We start from the raw sequence: 20388 nt of genomic DNA on the forward strand, positions 1-20388 counted from the left end.
CCGCTTCAGTAGTTACTCTTCTATATATCTATAATAGAACAAAAACACCAAACTAAAAACCCGTCATACCTGCCGTTGTGTAACGGAGGTGTGGCGGGTTCATACCTGACTTTCACCAATCAAACGTCTGAACTTGTTATTCAATTCGTTCCAGATTCCCGTTGGCATCCATCTTGAAACGTGTCTTAAGTTCCTCTTCTTCTTCGGACAAAAATGCGAGTCTGCGAGCCCGATCCATAATCTGAATCAAAGCTTTGTAGTCGTCATTCACCACACGGTAATCCGTCTGTACTTCATTCACTTCCTTGGAGAGACGGTCATTCTCAAGACGTAGTTCAAGCAATTCATCTTCTTTCTCCCGAAGCTCCTTCTCCAGCATCTTGAGTTGACGATTACTCTCCTGCACCGTTCCCTTCCATTGTCGCAGGAAGCGGATTACTGCATCCATCGATAATGAATCGTCTGAGATCCCATCTGATTTGTACAGATGTTCTTCCGTGTCCAGGGTAGACAACGCTGCAACCTGCGGTCCGAGCATAGCTGGCTGCTTTCTGAGATAACTTCGTTTTTGTCGTTGTGCCTTGGCGTTACTAATGGCAGAATCATACTTTTTACGTACACAACTATTCCAGCGAAAACCGCATGCGGCAGATGTTCTGCCTATTTTTTCGCCCACCTCTTCAAAAGCGGCCAATTGTGTACTGCCTTCCCGAATATGACGCAAAGTAACCTCAGCCAATATCAAATCGTCCTCTGTACTCCAAGCATCCTGTCTCACTGCAGTCATGCTATAATACCCTCCTAACAACATCCTAAAATAACCGTCCGCATTACCGGAAGCCCGGTATGTGAATTAGGTATAAAAGCTGCTTCATTCATTCTTATGCCTCTCATAGAGTTCATAGAATTGATTTCATACTAAAATGTATTTCCACATTCAGGCTTGCTCATACGTGACATATGCAAAACATATCCCTCTATACTTACTTTTAGCAAAAAAAGAATTCGCTTTCATATCCAAATTTGTTTACACGTTTTTCCTTTCCCGGTATAATGTTGTGTAGACAATCTATGAACGTACTTAGGAGAGGAGGATTTACCGTGGCACGCATGTTTCGGGTACTCGGGTTCTTCACGCTTGCAATTGGCCTGATGGCTTTTGCGGGAGATCTGGTCGAAATGGCTTTGCTTTTTTTCCTGCAGACTGCGTTTTTTGTCATTTTGGGATACTTGAAATTTACCGAGCGAACGTACATATTGCTCTTCTGGGGTTATATGATCGTAACATTCACGGGGTTCAGCTACTGGACCGTATTCGAAATGGGGTTGCCGCTCTAATCCACCTGCAGCATCAAAGTGATCCGATATCTGTCGGGTTGCTTTTTTGTTTTGTTCAGATTAAATGAATGTTCGTGGTGTTATGTAACCACTAAGGATATTTCACGTATTTGTTTCATATATTGTCTGGAAGGCAACCAGCCTGTACGATAGTCATTTAAGAAGTGGAAAGTGGAAAGGAGAATGGATCGGTGAAACGTCAATACGGCATTGCCGCCTTTATATTATGCATCATTTTATTCCTCCAGCTACCTTTAGCCCATGCCTATGGAGAGTCTTCACCTGAGGATACACGTGAGATATTGCAAAAAAGTCTATCCATTGTTGAAATCGATCACGAAATCGAACGCATCGCCGAAAGGCAGAAGCAGTTGGCTCAACAATACGAGACATTATCCGTCCAGCTTCAGGAACAGGAAGAACAGATACATATTCAGCAAGATCGGGCCGGAGCTGTAGTAAGGTCCTACTACACAGGAGAACGCGACAGCCTCCTCATGACGGTTCTGGGAGCCAGGTCATTCAAAGACCTGTTTGTACTGTATGATTATTACCAGATTATTATCGGACGGGATCAGGCTGTGCTGGACAAGTATCAGGACCGTTATCGCAATCTGCAACAGACTTCCACTCAGATTCGTCAGACTACAACAGAATTAACCGAAATGAAGACTAATCTTCAGAACCAGCGGGAACGTGTAGTCACCTTGCAAAAAGAAATGGATGCCCAAATAGCCACTAGCGGAGATGCGGCAGCAATTCAGAAAATGATGGATGAACTGACCCTTTATTGGGAGAATATCGGCATCTATGAGGTGAAACGATATTTCAAAGCATTGGCATCTGCCATGCAGAACCTGCCCGATTTTATCCAAAAACAAAACGGAGGCATATCCACGACTGGAACAACGTATACGATTCGAATTGGGCAGGATGAGCTTAATGCATTTCTGCGTTCCCAAAATTCAATCTTTGAAGACTTTGCCTTTCAGTTTAACCAGGATAAGATTATAGCTTCCGGTCAGCGGGATCAGTTGCAATTAAGCATTGAAGGACATTATACGGTAGAAAATGAACCTCAAAACTCCATTCGTTTTCATGTGGACAAACTTGTATTCAACCAGCTTGAATTACCAGATACGACTCGTCGAATGCTGGAAAGAGAATTTGACCTTGGGTTCTATCCGCAGAAAATCCTGTCGTTTGTCAAAGCAACCGATGTTTCAACAAGTGAAGGCGTACTGGAAGTGAAACTAGCTATATCATTTTAAAGAGGTTGAACACGAACTTAAAGTTAATTCGTCGTTCTAATACTGTCTACGTATTGATTCGCTGTAATTTCTCCTTTTAAGAATTGTTGTACTTTTTGATGAAAACGAGTTATTAGAGTATGACTTTTGGTCGTTGCAGCGGGGACATCTTGGGTGGTTGAGAACCAGGATTGTCCCTTTGTCATGTCGTAACGTCCAACGAGTTTCTCAGACTCCATATCCAGTTCCTGTTGCTTAGCGGGCAACCGGTTAACCTGTTGGTACCATTTCAGCTGTGTCGTAGCGGACGTCATTCCTTCAATCCATCTACTGGCCTCCTCAGCCTCAACCGAACCCGCAGTAATAACAAAGCTTCTGGAGTTTACAGTTTCCAAGGTTTCGAAAGAAATCCGCTCCAAAGAATCTTTATCAAGAGTACTCGCTTGATCCGCACTTAATAATTGAGATAACAATGATACAACCATCGGTGTGTCGTTCTGGTCAGCAGTCGGAGAGAACCCCGAATTGGTAGAATCAAGCCTAATAAGGGGCTGAATCTGATTCATCAACTGAATCCCCTGCTGAAGATCTCCCGTTTGCGAATCTATTTGTGTTCGTTTGACTTGATCTGGTGCCATCCTCGGTTCCAAATGATTCAGCCACGCATTCGTCCCGTACACATCATTGATGTTCATTGTTATTAAAGGGATGCCTTCCGCAATGGCTTGTTGAGTAAGTTTGACCCACTGATCTTTATTGCGAGGTAATGACCCCAGACCAGCTCTCTTCAGAAATGAAGATTGTGCAGCCAGAATGTACGGATCAAAATCAAAAGGCATTCCCCACTGATAACCATTCCACTCTGTCATTCCCCGTAATCCAACAACCGTATCTCCTAGCGACTTCGATAATGTGGTTCCGTTTAACGGATACAGGTACCCTTTTTGGGCATAGTATTGCACTTCCTCACTACCAAGCAGAACAACATCACCGTTCTCTCCCAGTGAAAATTCAAGATCCAAAACATGTTTATATGTATCCGGCTTCTCATTCCGAAGATTAATTTCTACCAGCTGGGAAGCAGCAACTTCTTTGGCTATTTTTTGAAAGGCTTGGAACTCTTCATCCGACATGGCCACTACAATCTCCAACGGAGCTTGAGCATCTTCATTACGGGACGAAGACCCAGGAAAAGCATCCTTCTCCTGATCGCGTTCCTGATTGAGCTGCGAACCTCTAAAGTCAAAACTCGGTGACAAGATCGTTAACGAAAGCAGCAATACCGCGAACAAAACAACCTGATGTCTACGCTTCATTAACTTCCCTCCCTGCTCACCTAGTTTTTTCCTGCAGCAATTATTGTAACAAATAAATAGTACTCTTGTCCTACCCTGCCGAAAAACACTTTTTCGGATTTTTGCATAATACGAGCATATCGAGTTCTGTGTAATAACGCTTACTTATTTTTTCAGCAAAAAGCCGGCTCCTTGAGCCGGCTTCAATAACAACATTTTCCGGGAAATAAATCCCCTAAATATTACAATAAATCAGCTGCAAGTTGTGCCAGCTTGGACCGTTCTCCTTTTTCGAGCATGATGTGTCCGCTGATTCCCTCTTGTTTGAACCGTTCCACGATATAGGTCAGACCGTTACTGGCAGAATCAAGATACGGATGGTCTATCTGTTCGGGGTCTCCCATCAAAATAATCTTACTGCCTTCACCGACCCTTGATACAATGGTCTTCACTTCGTGGCGCGACAGATTCTGGGCTTCATCAATAATGATAAACTGTCCAGGTATCGATCTTCCACGAATGTATGTTAAGGCCTCCACCTGAATACTGCCAAGCCCCATTAGAATTTTATCGATATCTCCGGCTTTTTTGGTGTCAAACAAAAACTCCAGATTATCATATATTGGCTGCATCCATGGACGTAGTTTTTCTTCCTTCTCACCAGGCAAGTAACCGATATCTTTCCCCATCGGAACGACAGGACGAGCGATCAACAGTTTTTTGTATTTATGATCATCCTCTACCTTAAGCAGACCTGCTGCAAGTGCCAGCAAGGTTTTCCCTGTTCCGGCTTTACCGGTGATCGTAACAAGCGGGATGTCATCATTCAAAAGCAGTTCCAGTGCCATGCGTTGTTGTGCGTTACGTGCGCTAATACCCCAGACATTATCATTACTGAGGAAAAGCGGCTCCAGCTTTGTTCCCTCTGTGTTCACTTTAAGCAAAGCCGATTTATTGGTTCCCATCTCATCCTTGAGAATGACAAATTCATTCGGGTACAACGAATAAGACAACTGTAACGGTTTGATCGGTAAAAAACGATATGTGTAAAACTCATCAATCACTGACGGATGAACTTTTAGGGCCGTATAACCTGGATATAACTCACTGAGTCCTGCCGTCCGATCTGATAAGTAATCCTGTGTAAACAGACCAAGTACATCCGCTTTGATACGCACAAGTACATCTTTACTGACAAGCACGACCTGACGTTCGACTACTTCCTTTTCATTCTCCTCAATCTGGTAATTCAGTGCGACAGCCAAAATGCGATTATCGTTGGACACTTCACCAAACATTTCCTGAACTTTCACGAAACTCCGATGATTCAGCTCTACTTTCAGGTTACCTCCATTAGCCAAAGGTACCCCACTGTGCAAGTGACCCAGCTCTCGCAATCCATCCAACAGTCTGGACACATTACGGGCATTACGCCCAATTTCATCGGCATTTCTTTTTTTGGAGTCGATCTCCTCCAGTACAACCGCGGGAATGATTACCTCATGTTCCTCAAAGGCAAATATGGCATTGGGGTCATGCAGAAGCACGTTGGTATCCAATACAAAAATCTTTTTCATTCAATCCCCTCCAAAGCGGCGTCGTTAAAGGCATGGATAGTGTGATCTTTCAGCAGCGGCATGGACAATCATGATCCCATACATAAATGTATTCGACTAGGGCAAAATAATTGTCAACCATTCTGAAAAACTCCAAGAAAGGATGACATTTATGAAAAAATGGGTTTGCACGCTGCTTCTGATCTTTATACTTACAGGTTGCAACAGTTCCACACGCAGTGCTTCACAGGAGCCACATACATCGCATCCAAGAAGTTACGGAGGAAATATAACAACTCAGCAAGATCAAAGGAAAGGATCTCGCATGCTCAATGCACAGGAAGATCGGATGAATCCTTCACGTTTGGACCACCTCAATGAGGATACAGGTGAAGTCCATGATACCAACATTGCGGATGATGCAAAGAGTGGCCGGATGCCCAATGAAAAACGAATCAATCACCTTAAAGCCCTTGCCAAGCAAGTGGAAGGTGTTGAAGATGCGAACTGCGTCATACTCGGAAATACAGCCGTAGTTGGGATCGATGTTGATGGTGAACTGGAACGTGCTCGGGTTGGTACCATTAAGTACGCTGTTGCCGAAGCACTTCGCAAAGACCCCGAAGGTGTAGATTCCATCGTTACTGCAGATGCAGATGTTACTGAACGAATTAAAGAAATCGGTGAACATATTCGGCAAGGGCACCCAATCTCCGGTTTTGCTTCAGAACTTGCTGACATGGTGGGACGAATTATCCCTCAACTCCCGAAAGACGTCAAAGTCCGTCAGAATCCGGATGAACATGTGAATCAAAAACAACAAATGCAGCAGCTGCATTCATCCGACAAAAGACAACAAAAAGCCCAGTGATCTCTCACTAGGCTTTTTTCATGGCAGCAAAAACCTGCTCATCTAATTTCTCAGCAGCACGCTGATCATATATTTTGACATATTGAGGCACAGAGGACAATTGAGCGCCGTAAAACAGAGCATTCCTCACCGCTTCAATTGTAATGTCGAAACAGCACATATTAAATGGAACGTCCTGCAGCGGATCTTGTCGTACCGCAGCACGCCCGTTCACTGCGTACACCGTCTCTTCTCCAAAGACAGTCACCGTAATGAGCGGATTAGTAATCATGTTATTCACCAAACGTGAACGATGATCGATCGCTAAACGAAAAGTAGAAGCATTCTCCGCATAAATCCAGGAGATGGCTGTTGAAGTCGGACCTCCGGATTCTACATCCACTGTGCTAAGAAGCACAAAGGTCTCATTCTTGAATTGCTGTAAAAGAGATTCAGTTAATTGTGTGACGGCTTCGGACATTCAACCAGCCCCCTAACCTTCTTTATGCAATTCTTGTACTTGGTTTATGTTATTATAGCATACCGATTAACGTGCTTCCAATCCCAAAAGAATGAAGGTTATTCGCCTGAAGGTGAAGCCGTTACTTTACCTGAAAGTGTATCTTGTAAGGCCTGCTTTGCATTGGCGAGTTCCGTCTCATTAATATACACATATGGACTTCTCCACTCTCCGGTAACCGGAGTATAGTGCACATCCGAAGTGGAAATGTTCCAATACGTCGAGATAAAGTTTTTCATTTGTTCCGATTCCACATCTGTCGTCATATTCTTGTCAACTGCACCAATCACTTTGCTGATCTTTGTAATGCCCCCAAGAGATTTCATCTGATCCAGCATGGAGTTTAGCACTTGGTTTTGACGTTTATTACGATCAAAGTCATTGGATTCATCAGTCTTTGGATTACAATTGGATTTGCGGTAACGAACAAAATCTAGTGCTGCTTTACCATCAAGATGTTGTGCGCCTGCGACCAGATTGATATCTGTACCATCGGCTGTATCTCTATAACACATATTTTTATCCACAGTCACATCCACGCCACCCACGGCATTGACAGCATCACGGAATGCCTGGAAATTCAGGACGGTTGTATAATTAATATCTACATCCAAATACTTGCCCATCATTTCTTTCATCTGATCCTCTGCATTTTTGCCAGTGGTTTTTTCCTGTGCTTTGAATCTTGGATAATAGGAATTCAGCTTGTTGGATTTGTACCCATCCAATTGAATACGCGTGTCTCGAGGCAAAGATACAATGGTTGCCGTCTTGGTCTCCGGATTCAACGAAGCCACCATAACAACATCCGAGAGATATGTACCAGTTTCAGGACGGTTATCTGTGCCTAATAACAGCATCGTGATCGGTTTGGTTGTGGCTGACATCCCGGGAGGTACCGGTTTATCGATGCCTGTATCCACGACTTGATTGTATACCCAGTACGCATATCCACCGCCTACCACAATGGCAATAACCAATAGACTTAAAAGGATTCTGCCAAAAGCATTCATTCTCTTTTTCTTCTTAGGCTGCTTGCCCTTGCCATTCTTCGATCCAGAAGCACCAGATTGCGTTGGTGCCTGTCTCCGTGGAGGCAGTCCGTTCGAATTTGAGTTCATATCTTCAACACCTTTATCACATCTGTTTTTGTCTAAATAAAAGACAACCGCTTTCCCTAAGGAAAACGGATGGTCTGTACAAGACAGGATTTATGAGTTTCGAGCGGCAGCTTCCGCTTTTTTCTTTTGACGACCTTCAATAAAATAACGCACTCTCACTAATAACATCAAACCAACCGCCACCAGCAAACATTGAATGATGGGCAGCTTGTCGATTTGAAAAATAAGAAGCATGAATGTGCCCATCGCCATCAAAATATAGAGAACGATTTCCTTACCCAGTGGCAATTTCTGACGTACCCGAAACACCTTGTTATATACGTAAGTAATCAATACAAAGATGACGATGTAGGCTACGATCGGGTGTGATGCGAACCATGCTTGCATGCACAGCCAGCTCCTTTCGTGTTCATGCTAGGATAAGTTAACTGGTTGATGGAATTCCCTTTAGCAACTTAGAGAGCCAGTACGTGCATCGTGACCGTTTCGGTCTCAGCTCGTTCTTCTGATCGCTGTTATCCCCAGATTTTTTTGATCCATTTTTCAATGGTAAAATCCGGGGATAAAGGCGAACGCTTCGCTTCTTCAGAATCGATTCTGATCCCTACACTACTTTAGCTGTACAACCCTCTCGTTACTTGCCGGGCCCATCAAATGCTAACTTATATAGTTTATTTTGTTGTTATTAGGCTTTAGAAGCCATTTTGCGTTGTTTTTCTGCACGCTCACGCTCGGATTTGTTCAGGATCTTTTTACGAAGACGAATAGATTTTGGTGTAATCTCACAATATTCATCTTCATTCAGATATTCAAGCGCCTGTTCCAATGAGAAGATAATCGGAGTTTTAATTTTAACCGTATCATCTTTACCGGAAGAACGAACGTTAGTCAGTTGTTTTTCTTTGCAGATGTTAACAACGATATCATTGTCACGTGTATGTTCACCAACAATCATACCTTCGTAGATTTCAGTACCCGGCTCCAAGAAGAGCGTACCGCGATCCTCAACGCCCATCATGCCATAGAACGTAGATGTACCCGTTTCAGTTGAGATCAACACGCCTTGGTGACGTCCACCCACTTGACCGGATACTACTGGAGCGTAGCTGTCAAATGCATGGTTCATTACACCATAACCACGAGTCAATGTCAGGAAGTTGGTGCTATATCCGATCAAACCACGTGCTGGAATCAGGAACTCCAGACGAACTTGACCACTACCTGTGTTAACCATGTTAACCATCTCTGCTTTACGTGCGCCCAGGCTCTCCATTACGGAACCCATGCTCTCTTCAGGGATATCAATCAACAAGCGCTCAACAGGTTCCATTTTCTTACCGTCAACTTCTCTTACGATAACTTCTGGTTTGGATACTTGAAGCTCATATCCTTCACGACGCATATTTTCAATCAGGATACCCAAGTGAAGCTCACCACGTCCGGAAACGATAAATGCATCAGGGCTATCCGTTTCGTCAACACGAAGGGAAACATCTGTTTCCAACTCTTTCAACAAACGCTCACGAAGTTTACGAGAAGTTACCCATTTACCTTCACGACCTGCGAATGGACTGTTGTTCACGAGGAACGTCATTTGCAGTGTTGGCTCATCAATTTTCAGAACTGGCAAAGCTTCCGGGTTGTTAGGGTCGGCAATGGTTTCACCAATGTTGATGTCCTTGATCCCTGCAATGGCAACGATGTCGCCTGCTCCTGCTTCTTCCGTCTCAATACGTTTGAGACCTTGGAAACCAAACAGTTTCTCGATACGTGCAGTTTTGCTCTTACCATCACGCATAATAACCGTTACCGATTGTCCTTGACGGATCACACCGCGGTTAACACGACCAATGGCAATACGGCCAAGGTATTCATTGTAGTCCATCAAAGTAACGAGGAATTGAAGTGGCTCTTCAACATTTTCGGTAGGGTGTGGGATATGACTAACGATGGTATTGTAGATCGCCATCATGTTGTCATCTTGTTTGGCAGGATCATTATCCATGCTGGATGTTCCGTTCAATGCGGAAGCATATACAACAGGGAATTCGAGTTGTTGATCGTTGGCACCCAGTTCAATGAACAGGTCCAATACTTCATCAATAACCTCAGTCGGACGAGCCGCTGGACGGTCAATTTTGTTTACAACAACGATTGGTGTCAGGTTATGCTCAAGTGCTTTACGAAGTACAAACTTCGTTTGTGGCATACAGCCTTCATAAGCATCAACAACGAGCAATACACCGTCAACCATTTTCATGATACGTTCAACTTCACCACCGAAGTCGGCGTGTCCTGGTGTATCCACAATATTAATCAGGTAATCTTTATAAGTTATAGCCGTGTTTTTGGCCAAAATCGTAATACCGCGTTCACGCTCCAAATCGTTGGAGTCCATTACGCGCTCCTGTACCGTTTCGTGATCTCGGTAAGTACCGGATTGCTGGAGCAACTTGTCAACGAGTGTTGTTTTTCCGTGGTCGACGTGGGCAATAATCGCAATATTGCGAATGTGTTCTCTTGAATGCATGTTTTGTATCCATATCCTTTCCAATTTCAAATCATATCTACTTAAACTTCCCGCAATTTCGCAGGTTACTCACAAAATAAGCGTCGGTGATATCCCGACGCATGTCTATATCCCTTATATTATAGTTTATTATAGGTAAAAATCAAGATATTTCGCACGAGAAGACCACTGGGAATGTTACCCGCCTCTCCCTTGACGTCCTCGTCCAAGTAATAACCAGACTCCGCCCAAGATCAAAAGGACAGCAAGTACATAGATTATTCCCGTTTGCAGCAAGGTAAATCCGAAGAATATGATGGACAGCGCACCAAGGATCAAAGCTGCAGGTAACACATATTCCGGTCTTCGCCGCTCAGCCATTCCATATTCGAGTAACCCTACGGCGATCCCAAGCAAGAATGCTGGCCACAGCCTGCTCATAAGTCCAGCGCCCCATGTATTCGTTATACTGAATAAAACACCATACACCGTTAGTATGCCGGCAGGAACGAGTGACCACGATGGTGAAATACGCGCATAATATAACGCATGAATTGCGATGCCTGGCAGCAGGATCAGCAAAGGCCAGAAATTGCGACCAATAAATCCGAACACGCCAAACTTGCCAAGCAGAATAATAATTCCCGCAGCTACAATAAATAGTCCAATCGCTTTTTCATTTCTCATCCTCATCATCAATCACCTCTTATACTATGGCTATGTACTTTATTTCTTCATAAGCGATACGCATTCCATGTTGACTGTTGATTTTCCAAACCTGTAATCCTGCTACTAGTGTATCCGATGTTTCGGCAAAAAACTATACTTTATGTCGCACTTTGCGTGAGTTCTTTACCTGTATTACCCTAAAATGTGCAACTTATGACAGTCCATTGGTTGTTGTATTCAAAGTGTATTATCCCAACAAAAAACCGCCTAAACCCGACGGTTCAGACGGTCATATGTTCAAACTTTTAATAAAAATTACACTATGCGTTCTTACGCACAAATTTATGTGCGCCTCCAATTGCAACCACAAGACAAGCCATTGCTACGGGAAGCAGCGTATGCACCTCTGATGCCATACCTCCCAGCCATTCTCCTAACTTGGGGTCTTTCATCACCATCTCACCTGCTGTGAAGGCCAGAATGCCTGATCCGACGAATACAAGAATCGGAAATCGCTTTAACAAACCAACAATTAACCCGCTCCCCCATACGACGATGGGGATACTGATTGCAATACCAATGACGATCAAAGCCAAATCTCCATCCGCCAAAGCCGCTATGGCCAAAACATTATCCAGACTCATTACAAAATCGGCAATCAGAATGGTTTGAATGGCTTTCCAGGTCGTAGAAGCTTCTCGAATATGTACCTCATCATCATTTTGAAGTAGCAGCTTTACTGCAATCCAGAGTAGCAACAGCCCACCTGCTGCTTGGATAAAAGGAATTCCCAGCAACAATACCGCTACAAAGGTTAATACACAACGCAGCAGCACCGCACCAAAAGCTCCCCACCATACCGCTTTTTTGCGTTGTATTGGTGGCAGATCCTTGCTGGCAAGCGCAATAACAACTGCATTATCTCCACTCAATACCAGATTGATCATTAAAATTTCAGTTAAAAGCCATAGTGTATCCATGTCCTCATCCCCCCACATTAACTTGTATGTCGGAGTTGTCCATGCTATTCTTAATGATTGAAGAAGCGTATATAAGGAGTGACATATCTCATGGAGCTATTTAGTCCCACATTCTGGCTGGCTTTGCTGAACGTTGTCTTTATTGATCTAATTCTGGCTGGAGATAATGCCATCGTCATTGGTCTCGCAGCTCGAAATTTGCACCCTTCCGTGCAGAAAAAGGCGATTCTATATGGAACTGGCGGCGCACTTTTGATTCGAATTTTAGCAACAGTTGTTGTTTTATGGTTGCTTAAAGTTCCGTGGCTCTTGCTTGTGGGAGGCATACTTCTGATCTGGATTGCCTATAAATTATTGGCGGATCAGGGAGATGAACATAATGAGGTCCAGGCGGGAACTTCCTTGTGGACCGCCATTCGTACCATCGTGATCGCGGATGCAGCCATGGGATTAGATAACGTGATCGCAGTTGCTGGAGCAGCGCAGCAGCATCTCGTGCTTGTCATCCTTGGACTCCTGATTAGTGTACCTATTATCGTCTGGGGCAGTACCCTGTTTATCAAACTAATTAATCATTTTCCTTGGATCATCTATGTCGGAGCCATTGTTCTCGGGTATACGGCTTCCAATATGATCACGGAGGAACAGCGACTCTTGCCTTACTTTACTGAACATCCGGCATTGCGCATTCTCTTCATCGTTGTGGTTATTGCAGGCGTAGTCTTTGCAGGTTATCGCAAACGCTCCAGCAGTTCCAGCCACAAGGGATCTGGCGGGGAACAGCAGCGCTCCTATTCGTAGGCTAATTTAAACTAAAAATTTCATCTGAATACAGCAAAGGACTGAACGATATTTCATCGGACAGTCCTTTTTTTGCAGTTAACATAGCCCTTATTATGTCAGCCATGCTAATTTTTATTGAGTTTAGAACCAGTCATCCTTCATGCCATTGTCTCCTGTTGGATTCGTTACCACAGAAGTTTCACCGGCATGCAGTGTGATCGTTTCAGTTTGTTCCACCGCTTGATCTACCCATTCTGACAGATGGCTCATTGTTGATTCAATTTTATCCACAATCCGAAGATTTGGATTGGTTGAAGGTGACTTTGGCACAAAGAGAGTACAGCAATCCTCATATGGCAAAATAGATATGTCATACGTTCCGATCTGTTTGGACAGGGTAATGATCTCCTGTTTATCCATCATAACCAGTGGTCGCAACAGTGGCAGATCCGTCGCACGACCAATGACATTCATACTCGGAAGAGTCTGACTCGCTACTTGGCCCAGGCTATCCCCGGTGATCAGTGCTAATGCCCGCTCACGCTCGGCAAGTTTGGATGCAATTCGCAGCATTGAACGTCGCATCAGCGTAATAATCAGATTATCCTGACCCAGCTGGGTAAATGCCGTTTGGATCTCCGTAAATGGAACCAGATGCAGCTTGATTGTTCCTGCATGATCAGCAAGGGCACGGGCCAAATCAATGACTTTCTCTTTGGCGCGCTCGCTTGTGAACGGGTAACTGTAAAAATGTACACATTCCACTTCAAGTCCACGGCGCATGGAAGACCAGGCTGCCACCGGGCTGTCTATTCCACCTGATAGCAGTACCATCGCTTTTCCATTCGTGCCCAGCGGAAACCCACCTACTGCCGGAATGGTTTCGTTGAAAATATAGGTACCCTGATCCCGAATTTCCACTCGCAGTTCAATATCAGGTTGACGAACATCAACACTTAATTGCTGAAACTTCCGAAGGATAGGGGAACCGACCAGATGATTCATTTCATGGGAAGAGCTCGGGAACTCTTTCCATACCCGCCTTACATTTACCTTAAATGTGGTGCCTTCTTTGAATTCATCTTCCCTTTCGTCCATAAACGCGACTGCTGTTTTCACAATCTCATCAAGCTCGGATGGAGTAACTTTAACCGGACTAATCGACATCACACCGAATACCCGCTTCAGCACCTTAATCAGTTCAGTATGTGATTCACCGCCAAGATCCACATAGACACGGCCATATTCTTTGCGAAGGCTCGCTCCTGGATAAGGTTTAAGCAAAGCTTTCACCTGTGTAATGATCGTTTTCTCAAATCGGGCACGATTTTTCCCTTTTAACATAAACTCTCCGAAACGGAGAAGCAGCATATCATATTTCATATCCATTACATCCGCCTTTCGAGGGGCCGCAACTGCGCCACCATCTGATGTAAAGCCCGCTCAAGCAAGGCTACATCTTCTTCTGTATGTTCATCTCCAAGACTAATACGCAATCCGCCACCAGCACAAGCTGCATCTCTGCCCATCGCAAGTAGAGCCCGACTCGGTTCAGCCGAACGCGAAGAACAGGCAGATTGAGTCGATATGGTTACGCCAAGTTGCTCCAAAGTGTGCAGCGCCACTTCTGCCTTCATCCCGGGATAGGAGAAGTGCACAATATGAGGTGCACCCTCTGTGCGACTGTTCAATTCAAATTCAGGAATGTCACGTATCGTGTCCATCAACCGATCACGGAGCACCGTTGTACGCCGGGCAAAATCAACCTGATCTTCTGCTGCCATTCGCATGGCCTTTGCCATGCCTACCAGCAAGGCCACGTTTTCTGTGCCTGCTCTTAGGCCCTGCTCCTGTGATCCCCCTGACATTAGTGGCGTAAGCTCCACTCCACTTCGCACATACAGGAGACCTGCTCCCTTCGGTCCACGAATCTTGTGAGCAGACAGACTATACAGATCTGCACCCCAAGCGGCAGGTGTCGCCTCCATTTTCCCAAAACCCTGAACACCATCCACATGGAAAAGCACGCGTGGTGCTTTCTTTTTGAGCTGTTTGCCAATTTCTGCAATCGGATGGATGGCTCCTGTCTCATTGTTTACATGCATCAGACTCACAAGCACCGTGTCGGGCCTGATCGCGTCTACAACCTGCTGAGCATTCACCACACCAGCGGAATTGACAGAAATAAACGTCACATTCCATCCCCACTGCTGCAATTGCATAAAACTTTCGTACACCGAGGCATGCTCGGTAGCCGTAGTGATGATATGTCTGCCTCGTGACTGATAACGTAATGCCGCACCTTTTATCGCAAGATTATTACTCTCTGTCGCACCGGAAGTAAATACAATCTCTTCAGGCTTAACGCCAATTGCCGCAGCACATCCAGATCGAGCACGACGCAGCAACTGATCGGCACGCTCTCCATACCCATGGATGGAGGAAGGATTACCAAATTGTGTCTCCATAATTTCGGCCATCGTACGAATCACATCAGGATGGGGAGGTGTGGTTGCAGCATAATCAAAATATTTCAAATGAGGTTAGACCTCCCTTATCTCTTCGTTCATGAACCTACAGTGAGCATTGTAACACGATACCCATACAACACAAAAAGACCAACCGGGAACAGGCGTTTCAAGCCCTACTGCTCCCACATTTGATCTCATCCTGCCTATCATGTGTTTTCACAACTGTCTATCTGTGAGTTTAGATCACATATTTCGACTGTGCCTTCTCCACCTTGGAGATATAATTCTGTGTTTCGGAAGGCAAACGGTTAAGTACACTCATCAGTTCGCTATCACTAGACACGCCCAGACGTGAAACACGGCCCGGTCCTGCATTATATGCAGCAAGTGCCATCTTCACTTCTCCACCGAAACGCTGGAGCTGAAGGGAAAGATACTTCGTACCCGCATCAATGTTCTGGGCAGGATCAAATGAATTACTCACACCCAGCCCTGCAGCCGTACCATCCATTAACTGCATAAGCCCTTTGGCACCCGCGGAGGAAACGACATTTGGGTTAAAATTGGACTCTGTGTCAATGACGGCCTTGATCAATGATTCAGGAACACCGTATTTAGCACTTGCCTCGGAAATCAAAGATTCATAATCCGTAGGTACAGATGCACCGGAATCCACGATTCCTGTATTGGATGAAGATAATAAAGACCCAACGATGTTATTGGAGACAGAGGACGATCCTGCCGTATTTATATCCGGATTGTACGTGCTTCCGAGTTGCAGCCACAACAAACCATCACTGGATCTTTTGGAGACCGTAGCGGTGGAATCCGTATTACTCGTTGAATTGGCACCCGTACCTAACAGCCCGTCCATCACATTGGCGAAATCCGCTGTTGAACCAGCATCCGATTGTGATCCACTAGTTTGGTTATTCACATTGGACAATTGCAGTTCCAACAACTGCCGCGATCCGCTTGGATCAATCTGCATGAGTTATACCCACTCCCGTATAATTAAGCGTATTATGACCTTATTCTACATGGTTTTACAGCAAGGTTCCATTGTTTTCAAAAAAATATATGAATCTTCCCACCTAACCTGCACATATACGAAAAAAACCTTCTGTAATTCACCGCATTTGGGTGAGAACAGAAGGCTGTTGAATGAACATTTTACACTCTAGCGAGCAAATGGAATCATGAAAAAATAACTCAGCGTGGCTACAATACCGAGTCCAATGGACCAAGCTCCCGCTGTTTTCCGACCATTGACATACGCATAGTAACCCAGAACGGCTGCCGCTGGTCCAAGTACGATTGACCACATGAACAACGACGCGATGCCAAAGGCCAGCCCCATATAACCTGCGACCTTGCCTGTTGACTCCATGACACGGTCTGCCTCATGTTTCTCTGGTACAGGTTCTGAGCGTTCGGTTCTTACGACAGTCGGAGGAGCAACCTCTGCCCCGTATTCTTCCCGATGTGTTTTTCTGGGATAATCGACGCGCATACGCTTTTTTTCACCTTCAACATTGGTTTCAGGGCGATCTTTAAAATTAAACTTATTATCGTCATTTTCCATTTGGAAGCACCTCCGTTATGAAATAGGGATGACTGCTCACTTGGGTTTGAACGTGTGACAGCATGTTGCAGAGGATGTGCGTGCATGATCATGGTGATCGGAGTCAAATGTCTCACCGGCAAATTCCTCATGCAGACGACGGGTGGCATGTTGGTCAATGTCAATCATGATGGCATCAGCTTGGCAGAAGTTGTTCTCTCCCCAAAAGTTGCAGTTGGAGACGCTGCATTTGACAATTGGTTTGTCTTGGCTCATTTTTTATCACCTCGACTACTATTGTCTCCCCGCCACAAACCTGATATTCCCCCGTCAAAATGCCAGATGATGACATGATCAACCCCGTTCTGATCCTCACTGAAAACACAAAAAAAACCGCCACAAGGGCGGTTTCGTCCAATTTCATATTCAGGTTTAAACGTTCATTAGGCGTGATTTCGTTGATTTTGCATACGGCGCTGAGTCAGGTAATCACTTTCATAATATGCCAGATCATCGCGCAATTCTTCGTACGTTTTGGAAACCTCAAGAATGACATCCCGTACTGCACGGATTGGCTTGTCACGGAAACGAATGGCATCTTGTCCTGTGTAAGCGTATCTTCCGTCTTCGGAATAACATTCATTTTTGGGATAGAAAAAGCTGTTTACGCATTGGTGATACGTATTATAAAGAGCCTTTTCGGCAAAATCGACATCAAAGTTGGCACGACGCAGCACAACGCCAAGTTTTTCGTAAGAAACTTCAGAAAAAACGAGCAAATGACGGAGATCTGAAAGAAATCCTTTGTAGAAGGCTGTTGATTCTTCCGTCTGATTCTGATCCAGTTCAGGCAAAGCATTCTCATTCAAAAATTTTTCAATCCGATCGATAGCCGGTTTTAACTTTTCCCTAGTTGACTCACATGTTTTCTGTACATTGGCTGCTGACATAAAGGTAGCTCCCCCTTAAATAAGTCCTTACATATAGGTCGGCCAACGGTGGTTTTCCCCTGACCTTTGAATTCTCAGCTATAATCCTACCATAAAAAGATGACGAGCGGTATCCCTTAATCATGCTTTCCGCTTCTGCCGTTAAACTTGCCTATTATACGCAGTCAGACTCGAACTCGCCTGCATAAAAATATCCACTTTTTCTAACGATAGATATAACCAGTGACAACGACGAAGCACTGTTAATGATTGTCCAAAATGAACGAAGGAGGTTCCATCCACCATGTCCAGACCGAAATGGATTAACTGGGCCCTTGCAGCTGGTGCAGGAGCACTCGCCCTGACACTTCTGCTTCCAACATCCAATCGTCCCGAACCTAAGCCAGGTGCCCTGTCTGACTCTGCTCATGAGGAGCACACGAGTAAGCAGCGTCTGAAAGTGCAGGATGTCAAAGCAACCGATCTTCTGACTCGTATGGATGCCAAGCAACATCTCAGTATCATGCTGGAGAAAACCGCTACAATGAATGTTGCGCAGGTTAACCGATATGTGAATGATCTCCAAAGTTCACATGAACATATCAGATCCATTCATCTCATGAATACCAATGGCTCTTTTAACAAACCCTTTGATCAGGCCTCCACACAAGGAAGCAAGTTGGAACAACAGAAGCTTCAACATGCGTTCAATCTTGCCAAAAAAGCGGTAAACAAACGTCAAAGTTTTGAATCCTCTTCTTTTCCTTTGGGAAAAGAAAAATATTTTGTTATGGGGCAACCCTCCAAAGATGGGAAAAGAGCTGTCATTGCTTTGTTCAGCCAGAACGTATTAAATGCTGTTGAACAACATCAGCGCAAAAATCTGCGCATGATCCCTTATCCGCGTGAGGGCAAATTCAAAATTGAATCTGTTCACCCGGATACGCTTAACGAAATCACAGTGAAGACCGGACATGATAATGCCAATGCCAGTCATTTTTACGAAAATGAAATCGTCATCCGTTTTCGCCAGGATCCCGGTGAACGGGACATGCGTATCATTAAATCTGATCTGAGAGCGCAATCTGCGCGCAAGCTGGGATACACATATGTTTTTCGGTCAGAACACATGAGTTACAAGCAATTGCATAGTTATTTCGAAAGCAAATGGAATCCACTCTATATGGAGCCCCACTATATGTATTTAACCAATGAAGCCGTAACTGAACAAACAGATGTAACGATACCCAACGACATTTTGTTCTCCGATTATCAGTGGAACCTGCCTGCGATTGAGACAAACAGAGGTTGGAATATTACCAAGGGAAACAAAGATGTCATCGTTGCGGTGGTTGATACGGGAGTTGATATGAATCATCCTGACCTGAAGGGCAAACTCCTTGAGGGTTATAATGTGGTCGAGCCGGGAAGCCAACCGATGGATGATGTGGGACATGGGACACACGTCGCAGGCATTATCGGCGCTATTGTCAACAATAACGAAGGCGTGGCAGGCATGAGCTGGTATAATAAGGTGCTCCCGGTTAAAGTACTCGACAACTCGGGTTCTGGTACCACGTATGCCGTTGCCGAAGGCATCATCTGGGCAGCCGATCATGGAGCCAAAGTTATCAATATGAGTCTGGGCAATTATGCTGATGCGCAATTTCTTCATGATGCCATTAAATACGCTTTTGACCGGGATATCGTCCTGATTGCAGCCACGGGGAACGATAATACAGAGCGTCCAGGATACCCTGCTGCTTATCCGGAAGTATTTGCCGTATCTGCTACGGACCCGGATATGAGCAAAGCTTCCTATTCCAACTATGGGGATTATGTAGATGTGATGGCTCCAGGGTCCAGTATCGCCAGTACCTATCCAAACAATCAGTATGCGGCCTTGTCTGGAACGTCCATGGCTAGCCCCCATGTAGCCGCACTTGCAGGTTTGATCCGTTCGTTGAACCCGGACTTGACCAACACGGAAGTGATGGATTTGATGCGCCAAAGTGTTATTGACCTCGGTGATCCGGGTCACGACAAGTATTTCGGCTATGGCCAAATCGATGTCTATAAGGCACTGCAAGCCGCATCAGGCAACAGCGCTCCTTTGCAGTTCTGGCCGCAACATGTCAGACAACAAATGGATAATACGATGAAAAAGTATACTCCTTAATCGTAATAAATCTACTCCGTAAAAATACAAAAGCAGCTGCGCCCCGGGGCGTACGCTGCTCTTTTGGTTTATATCCAATTCCCCGGGGCACCCGCTGCGCTTAGCGCTTGCGAGAAGATGTGCGGGCTTTACTTGATTTTTTTACGGATTTTTTCTTCGGATTATGGCTGGATACATAACAAGGGTCTTCTTCTTTGACAACAACAGGATACATGTGGTGATGAATCGGAACACAGTGATGTTTTTTGATCACTTCAATCGGGTGGATTACAGGCACGATTTGTGGGATGTAATAATCCTCAACAACCTGGATCGGGTCACAGACAATCGGGCAAAGCGGTGGACAGTAATGGTTCATTTCAAAACCAACTCCC

21 protein-coding genes are annotated in these 20388 nt (G+C 44.9%); 5 read left to right on the forward strand and 16 right to left on the reverse strand.

Annotated features, from left to right (window positions below; all coding sequences use genetic code 11):
* Positions 1 to 136: 136 nt before the first annotated feature.
* A complete protein-coding gene (locus AC6CIF_RS06455) occupies positions 137 to 787 on the reverse strand; it encodes an RsfA family transcriptional regulator (protein WP_076211575.1) in 651 nt (216 codons plus the stop codon).
* A gap of 314 nt (positions 788 to 1101) precedes the next feature.
* On the opposite strand from AC6CIF_RS06455, the gene AC6CIF_RS06460 reads away from it, so the two are divergent.
* Complete coding sequence (locus tag AC6CIF_RS06460) at positions 1102 to 1338, forward strand: DUF2626 domain-containing protein (RefSeq protein ID WP_017687281.1); 237 nt, start codon at positions 1102 to 1104, stop codon at positions 1336 to 1338.
* Positions 1339 to 1529: 191 nt separating this feature from the next.
* Positions 1530 to 2609: a hypothetical protein gene (locus AC6CIF_RS06465; protein WP_498198590.1), complete on the forward strand. Its 1080-nt coding sequence runs from the start codon at positions 1530 to 1532 to the stop codon at positions 2607 to 2609.
* A gap of 23 nt (positions 2610 to 2632) precedes the next feature.
* Here the strand turns inward: AC6CIF_RS06465 and AC6CIF_RS06470 are convergent, their stop codons facing one another.
* Both AC6CIF_RS06470 and AC6CIF_RS06475 read right to left on the reverse strand, forming a co-directional pair.
* Positions 2633 to 3904 (reverse strand): extracellular solute-binding protein, encoded by a 1272-nt coding sequence (locus tag AC6CIF_RS06470; RefSeq protein ID WP_498198592.1) that lies wholly within the window; start codon positions 3902 to 3904, stop codon positions 2633 to 2635.
* Between the two features lie 221 nt (positions 3905 to 4125).
* The gene (locus AC6CIF_RS06475) at positions 4126 to 5460 is read right to left on the reverse strand and encodes a PhoH family protein (RefSeq protein ID WP_024628438.1); all 1335 of its coding nucleotides are present in this window, start codon (positions 5458 to 5460) and stop codon (positions 4126 to 4128) included.
* A 151-nt stretch (positions 5461 to 5611) separates the two neighbouring features.
* On the opposite strand from AC6CIF_RS06475, the gene AC6CIF_RS06480 reads away from it, so the two are divergent.
* Complete coding sequence (locus tag AC6CIF_RS06480) at positions 5612 to 6310, forward strand: YhcN/YlaJ family sporulation lipoprotein (RefSeq protein WP_498198594.1); 699 nt, start codon at positions 5612 to 5614, stop codon at positions 6308 to 6310.
* A 7-nt stretch (positions 6311 to 6317) separates the two neighbouring features.
* Here AC6CIF_RS06480 and AC6CIF_RS06485 read toward each other — a convergent pair whose 3' ends face one another.
* The 6 genes from AC6CIF_RS06485 to AC6CIF_RS06510 all read right to left on the reverse strand — a co-directional run bounded on the left by AC6CIF_RS06485 (position 6318) and on the right by AC6CIF_RS06510 (position 12088).
* Entirely contained in the window at positions 6318 to 6770 is a 453-nt protein-coding gene (locus tag AC6CIF_RS06485; RefSeq protein WP_076211583.1) for a pyridoxamine 5'-phosphate oxidase family protein, read from the reverse strand.
* 98 nt (positions 6771 to 6868) lie between these two features.
* Complete coding sequence (locus tag AC6CIF_RS06490; protein ID WP_036614987.1) at positions 6869 to 7930, reverse strand: LCP family protein; 1062 nt, start codon at positions 7928 to 7930, stop codon at positions 6869 to 6871.
* Positions 7931 to 8020: 90 nt separating this feature from the next.
* Positions 8021 to 8317: a YlaH-like family protein gene (locus AC6CIF_RS06495; protein WP_036614990.1), complete on the reverse strand. Its 297-nt coding sequence runs from the start codon at positions 8315 to 8317 to the stop codon at positions 8021 to 8023.
* A gap of 298 nt (positions 8318 to 8615) precedes the next feature.
* The gene (gene typA, locus AC6CIF_RS06500) at positions 8616 to 10460 is read right to left on the reverse strand and encodes a translational GTPase TypA (RefSeq protein ID WP_036614992.1); all 1845 of its coding nucleotides are present in this window, start codon (positions 10458 to 10460) and stop codon (positions 8616 to 8618) included.
* 177 nt (positions 10461 to 10637) lie between these two features.
* Positions 10638 to 11132, reverse strand: a complete 495-nt coding sequence (locus tag AC6CIF_RS06505) for a hypothetical protein (protein WP_498198729.1) — start codon at positions 11130 to 11132, stop codon at positions 10638 to 10640.
* 296 nt (positions 11133 to 11428) lie between these two features.
* On the reverse strand, positions 11429 to 12088 hold the full coding sequence (locus AC6CIF_RS06510; protein ID WP_091014030.1) for a TerC family protein: 660 nt from the start codon (positions 12086 to 12088) through the stop codon (positions 11429 to 11431).
* Between the two features lie 90 nt (positions 12089 to 12178).
* Here AC6CIF_RS06510 and AC6CIF_RS06515 point away from each other — a divergent pair, with 90 nt between their 5' ends.
* Positions 12179 to 12889: a TerC family protein gene (locus AC6CIF_RS06515; RefSeq protein WP_076211589.1), complete on the forward strand. Its 711-nt coding sequence runs from the start codon at positions 12179 to 12181 to the stop codon at positions 12887 to 12889.
* Positions 12890 to 13012: 123 nt separating this feature from the next.
* Here the strand turns inward: AC6CIF_RS06515 and thiI are convergent, their stop codons facing one another.
* The 6 genes from thiI to AC6CIF_RS06545 form a co-directional block, all read right to left on the reverse strand.
* The gene (gene thiI / locus AC6CIF_RS06520) at positions 13013 to 14254 is read right to left on the reverse strand and encodes a tRNA uracil 4-sulfurtransferase ThiI (RefSeq protein WP_498198731.1); all 1242 of its coding nucleotides are present in this window, start codon (positions 14252 to 14254) and stop codon (positions 13013 to 13015) included.
* Between the two features lie 5 nt (positions 14255 to 14259).
* On the reverse strand, positions 14260 to 15408 hold the full coding sequence (locus AC6CIF_RS06525) for a cysteine desulfurase family protein (protein ID WP_498198597.1): 1149 nt from the start codon (positions 15406 to 15408) through the stop codon (positions 14260 to 14262).
* Positions 15409 to 15580: 172 nt separating this feature from the next.
* Positions 15581 to 16333: a lytic transglycosylase domain-containing protein gene (locus AC6CIF_RS06530; RefSeq protein ID WP_498198599.1), complete on the reverse strand. Its 753-nt coding sequence runs from the start codon at positions 16331 to 16333 to the stop codon at positions 15581 to 15583.
* Between the two features lie 189 nt (positions 16334 to 16522).
* Positions 16523 to 16927, reverse strand: coding sequence for a hypothetical protein (locus AC6CIF_RS06535; protein WP_498198601.1), 405 nt, complete (start codon positions 16925 to 16927; stop codon positions 16523 to 16525).
* A 36-nt stretch (positions 16928 to 16963) separates the two neighbouring features.
* Positions 16964 to 17182, reverse strand: a complete 219-nt coding sequence (locus tag AC6CIF_RS06540; RefSeq protein ID WP_076211597.1) for a DUF1540 domain-containing protein — start codon at positions 17180 to 17182, stop codon at positions 16964 to 16966.
* Positions 17183 to 17349: 167 nt separating this feature from the next.
* Positions 17350 to 17856, reverse strand: a complete 507-nt coding sequence (locus tag AC6CIF_RS06545) for a YpuI family protein (RefSeq protein WP_062835484.1) — start codon at positions 17854 to 17856, stop codon at positions 17350 to 17352.
* 283 nt (positions 17857 to 18139) lie between these two features.
* On the opposite strand from AC6CIF_RS06545, the gene AC6CIF_RS06550 reads away from it, so the two are divergent.
* Positions 18140 to 20014 (forward strand): S8 family peptidase, encoded by a 1875-nt coding sequence (locus tag AC6CIF_RS06550; RefSeq protein WP_498198602.1) that lies wholly within the window; start codon positions 18140 to 18142, stop codon positions 20012 to 20014.
* Between the two features lie 100 nt (positions 20015 to 20114).
* Here AC6CIF_RS06550 and AC6CIF_RS06555 read toward each other — a convergent pair whose 3' ends face one another.
* The gene (locus tag AC6CIF_RS06555) at positions 20115 to 20372 is read right to left on the reverse strand and encodes a hypothetical protein (protein ID WP_076211601.1); all 258 of its coding nucleotides are present in this window, start codon (positions 20370 to 20372) and stop codon (positions 20115 to 20117) included.
* Between the last annotated feature and the right edge of the window lie 16 nt (positions 20373 to 20388).

This window comes from Paenibacillus sp. GQ49 (assembly GCF_059759055.1).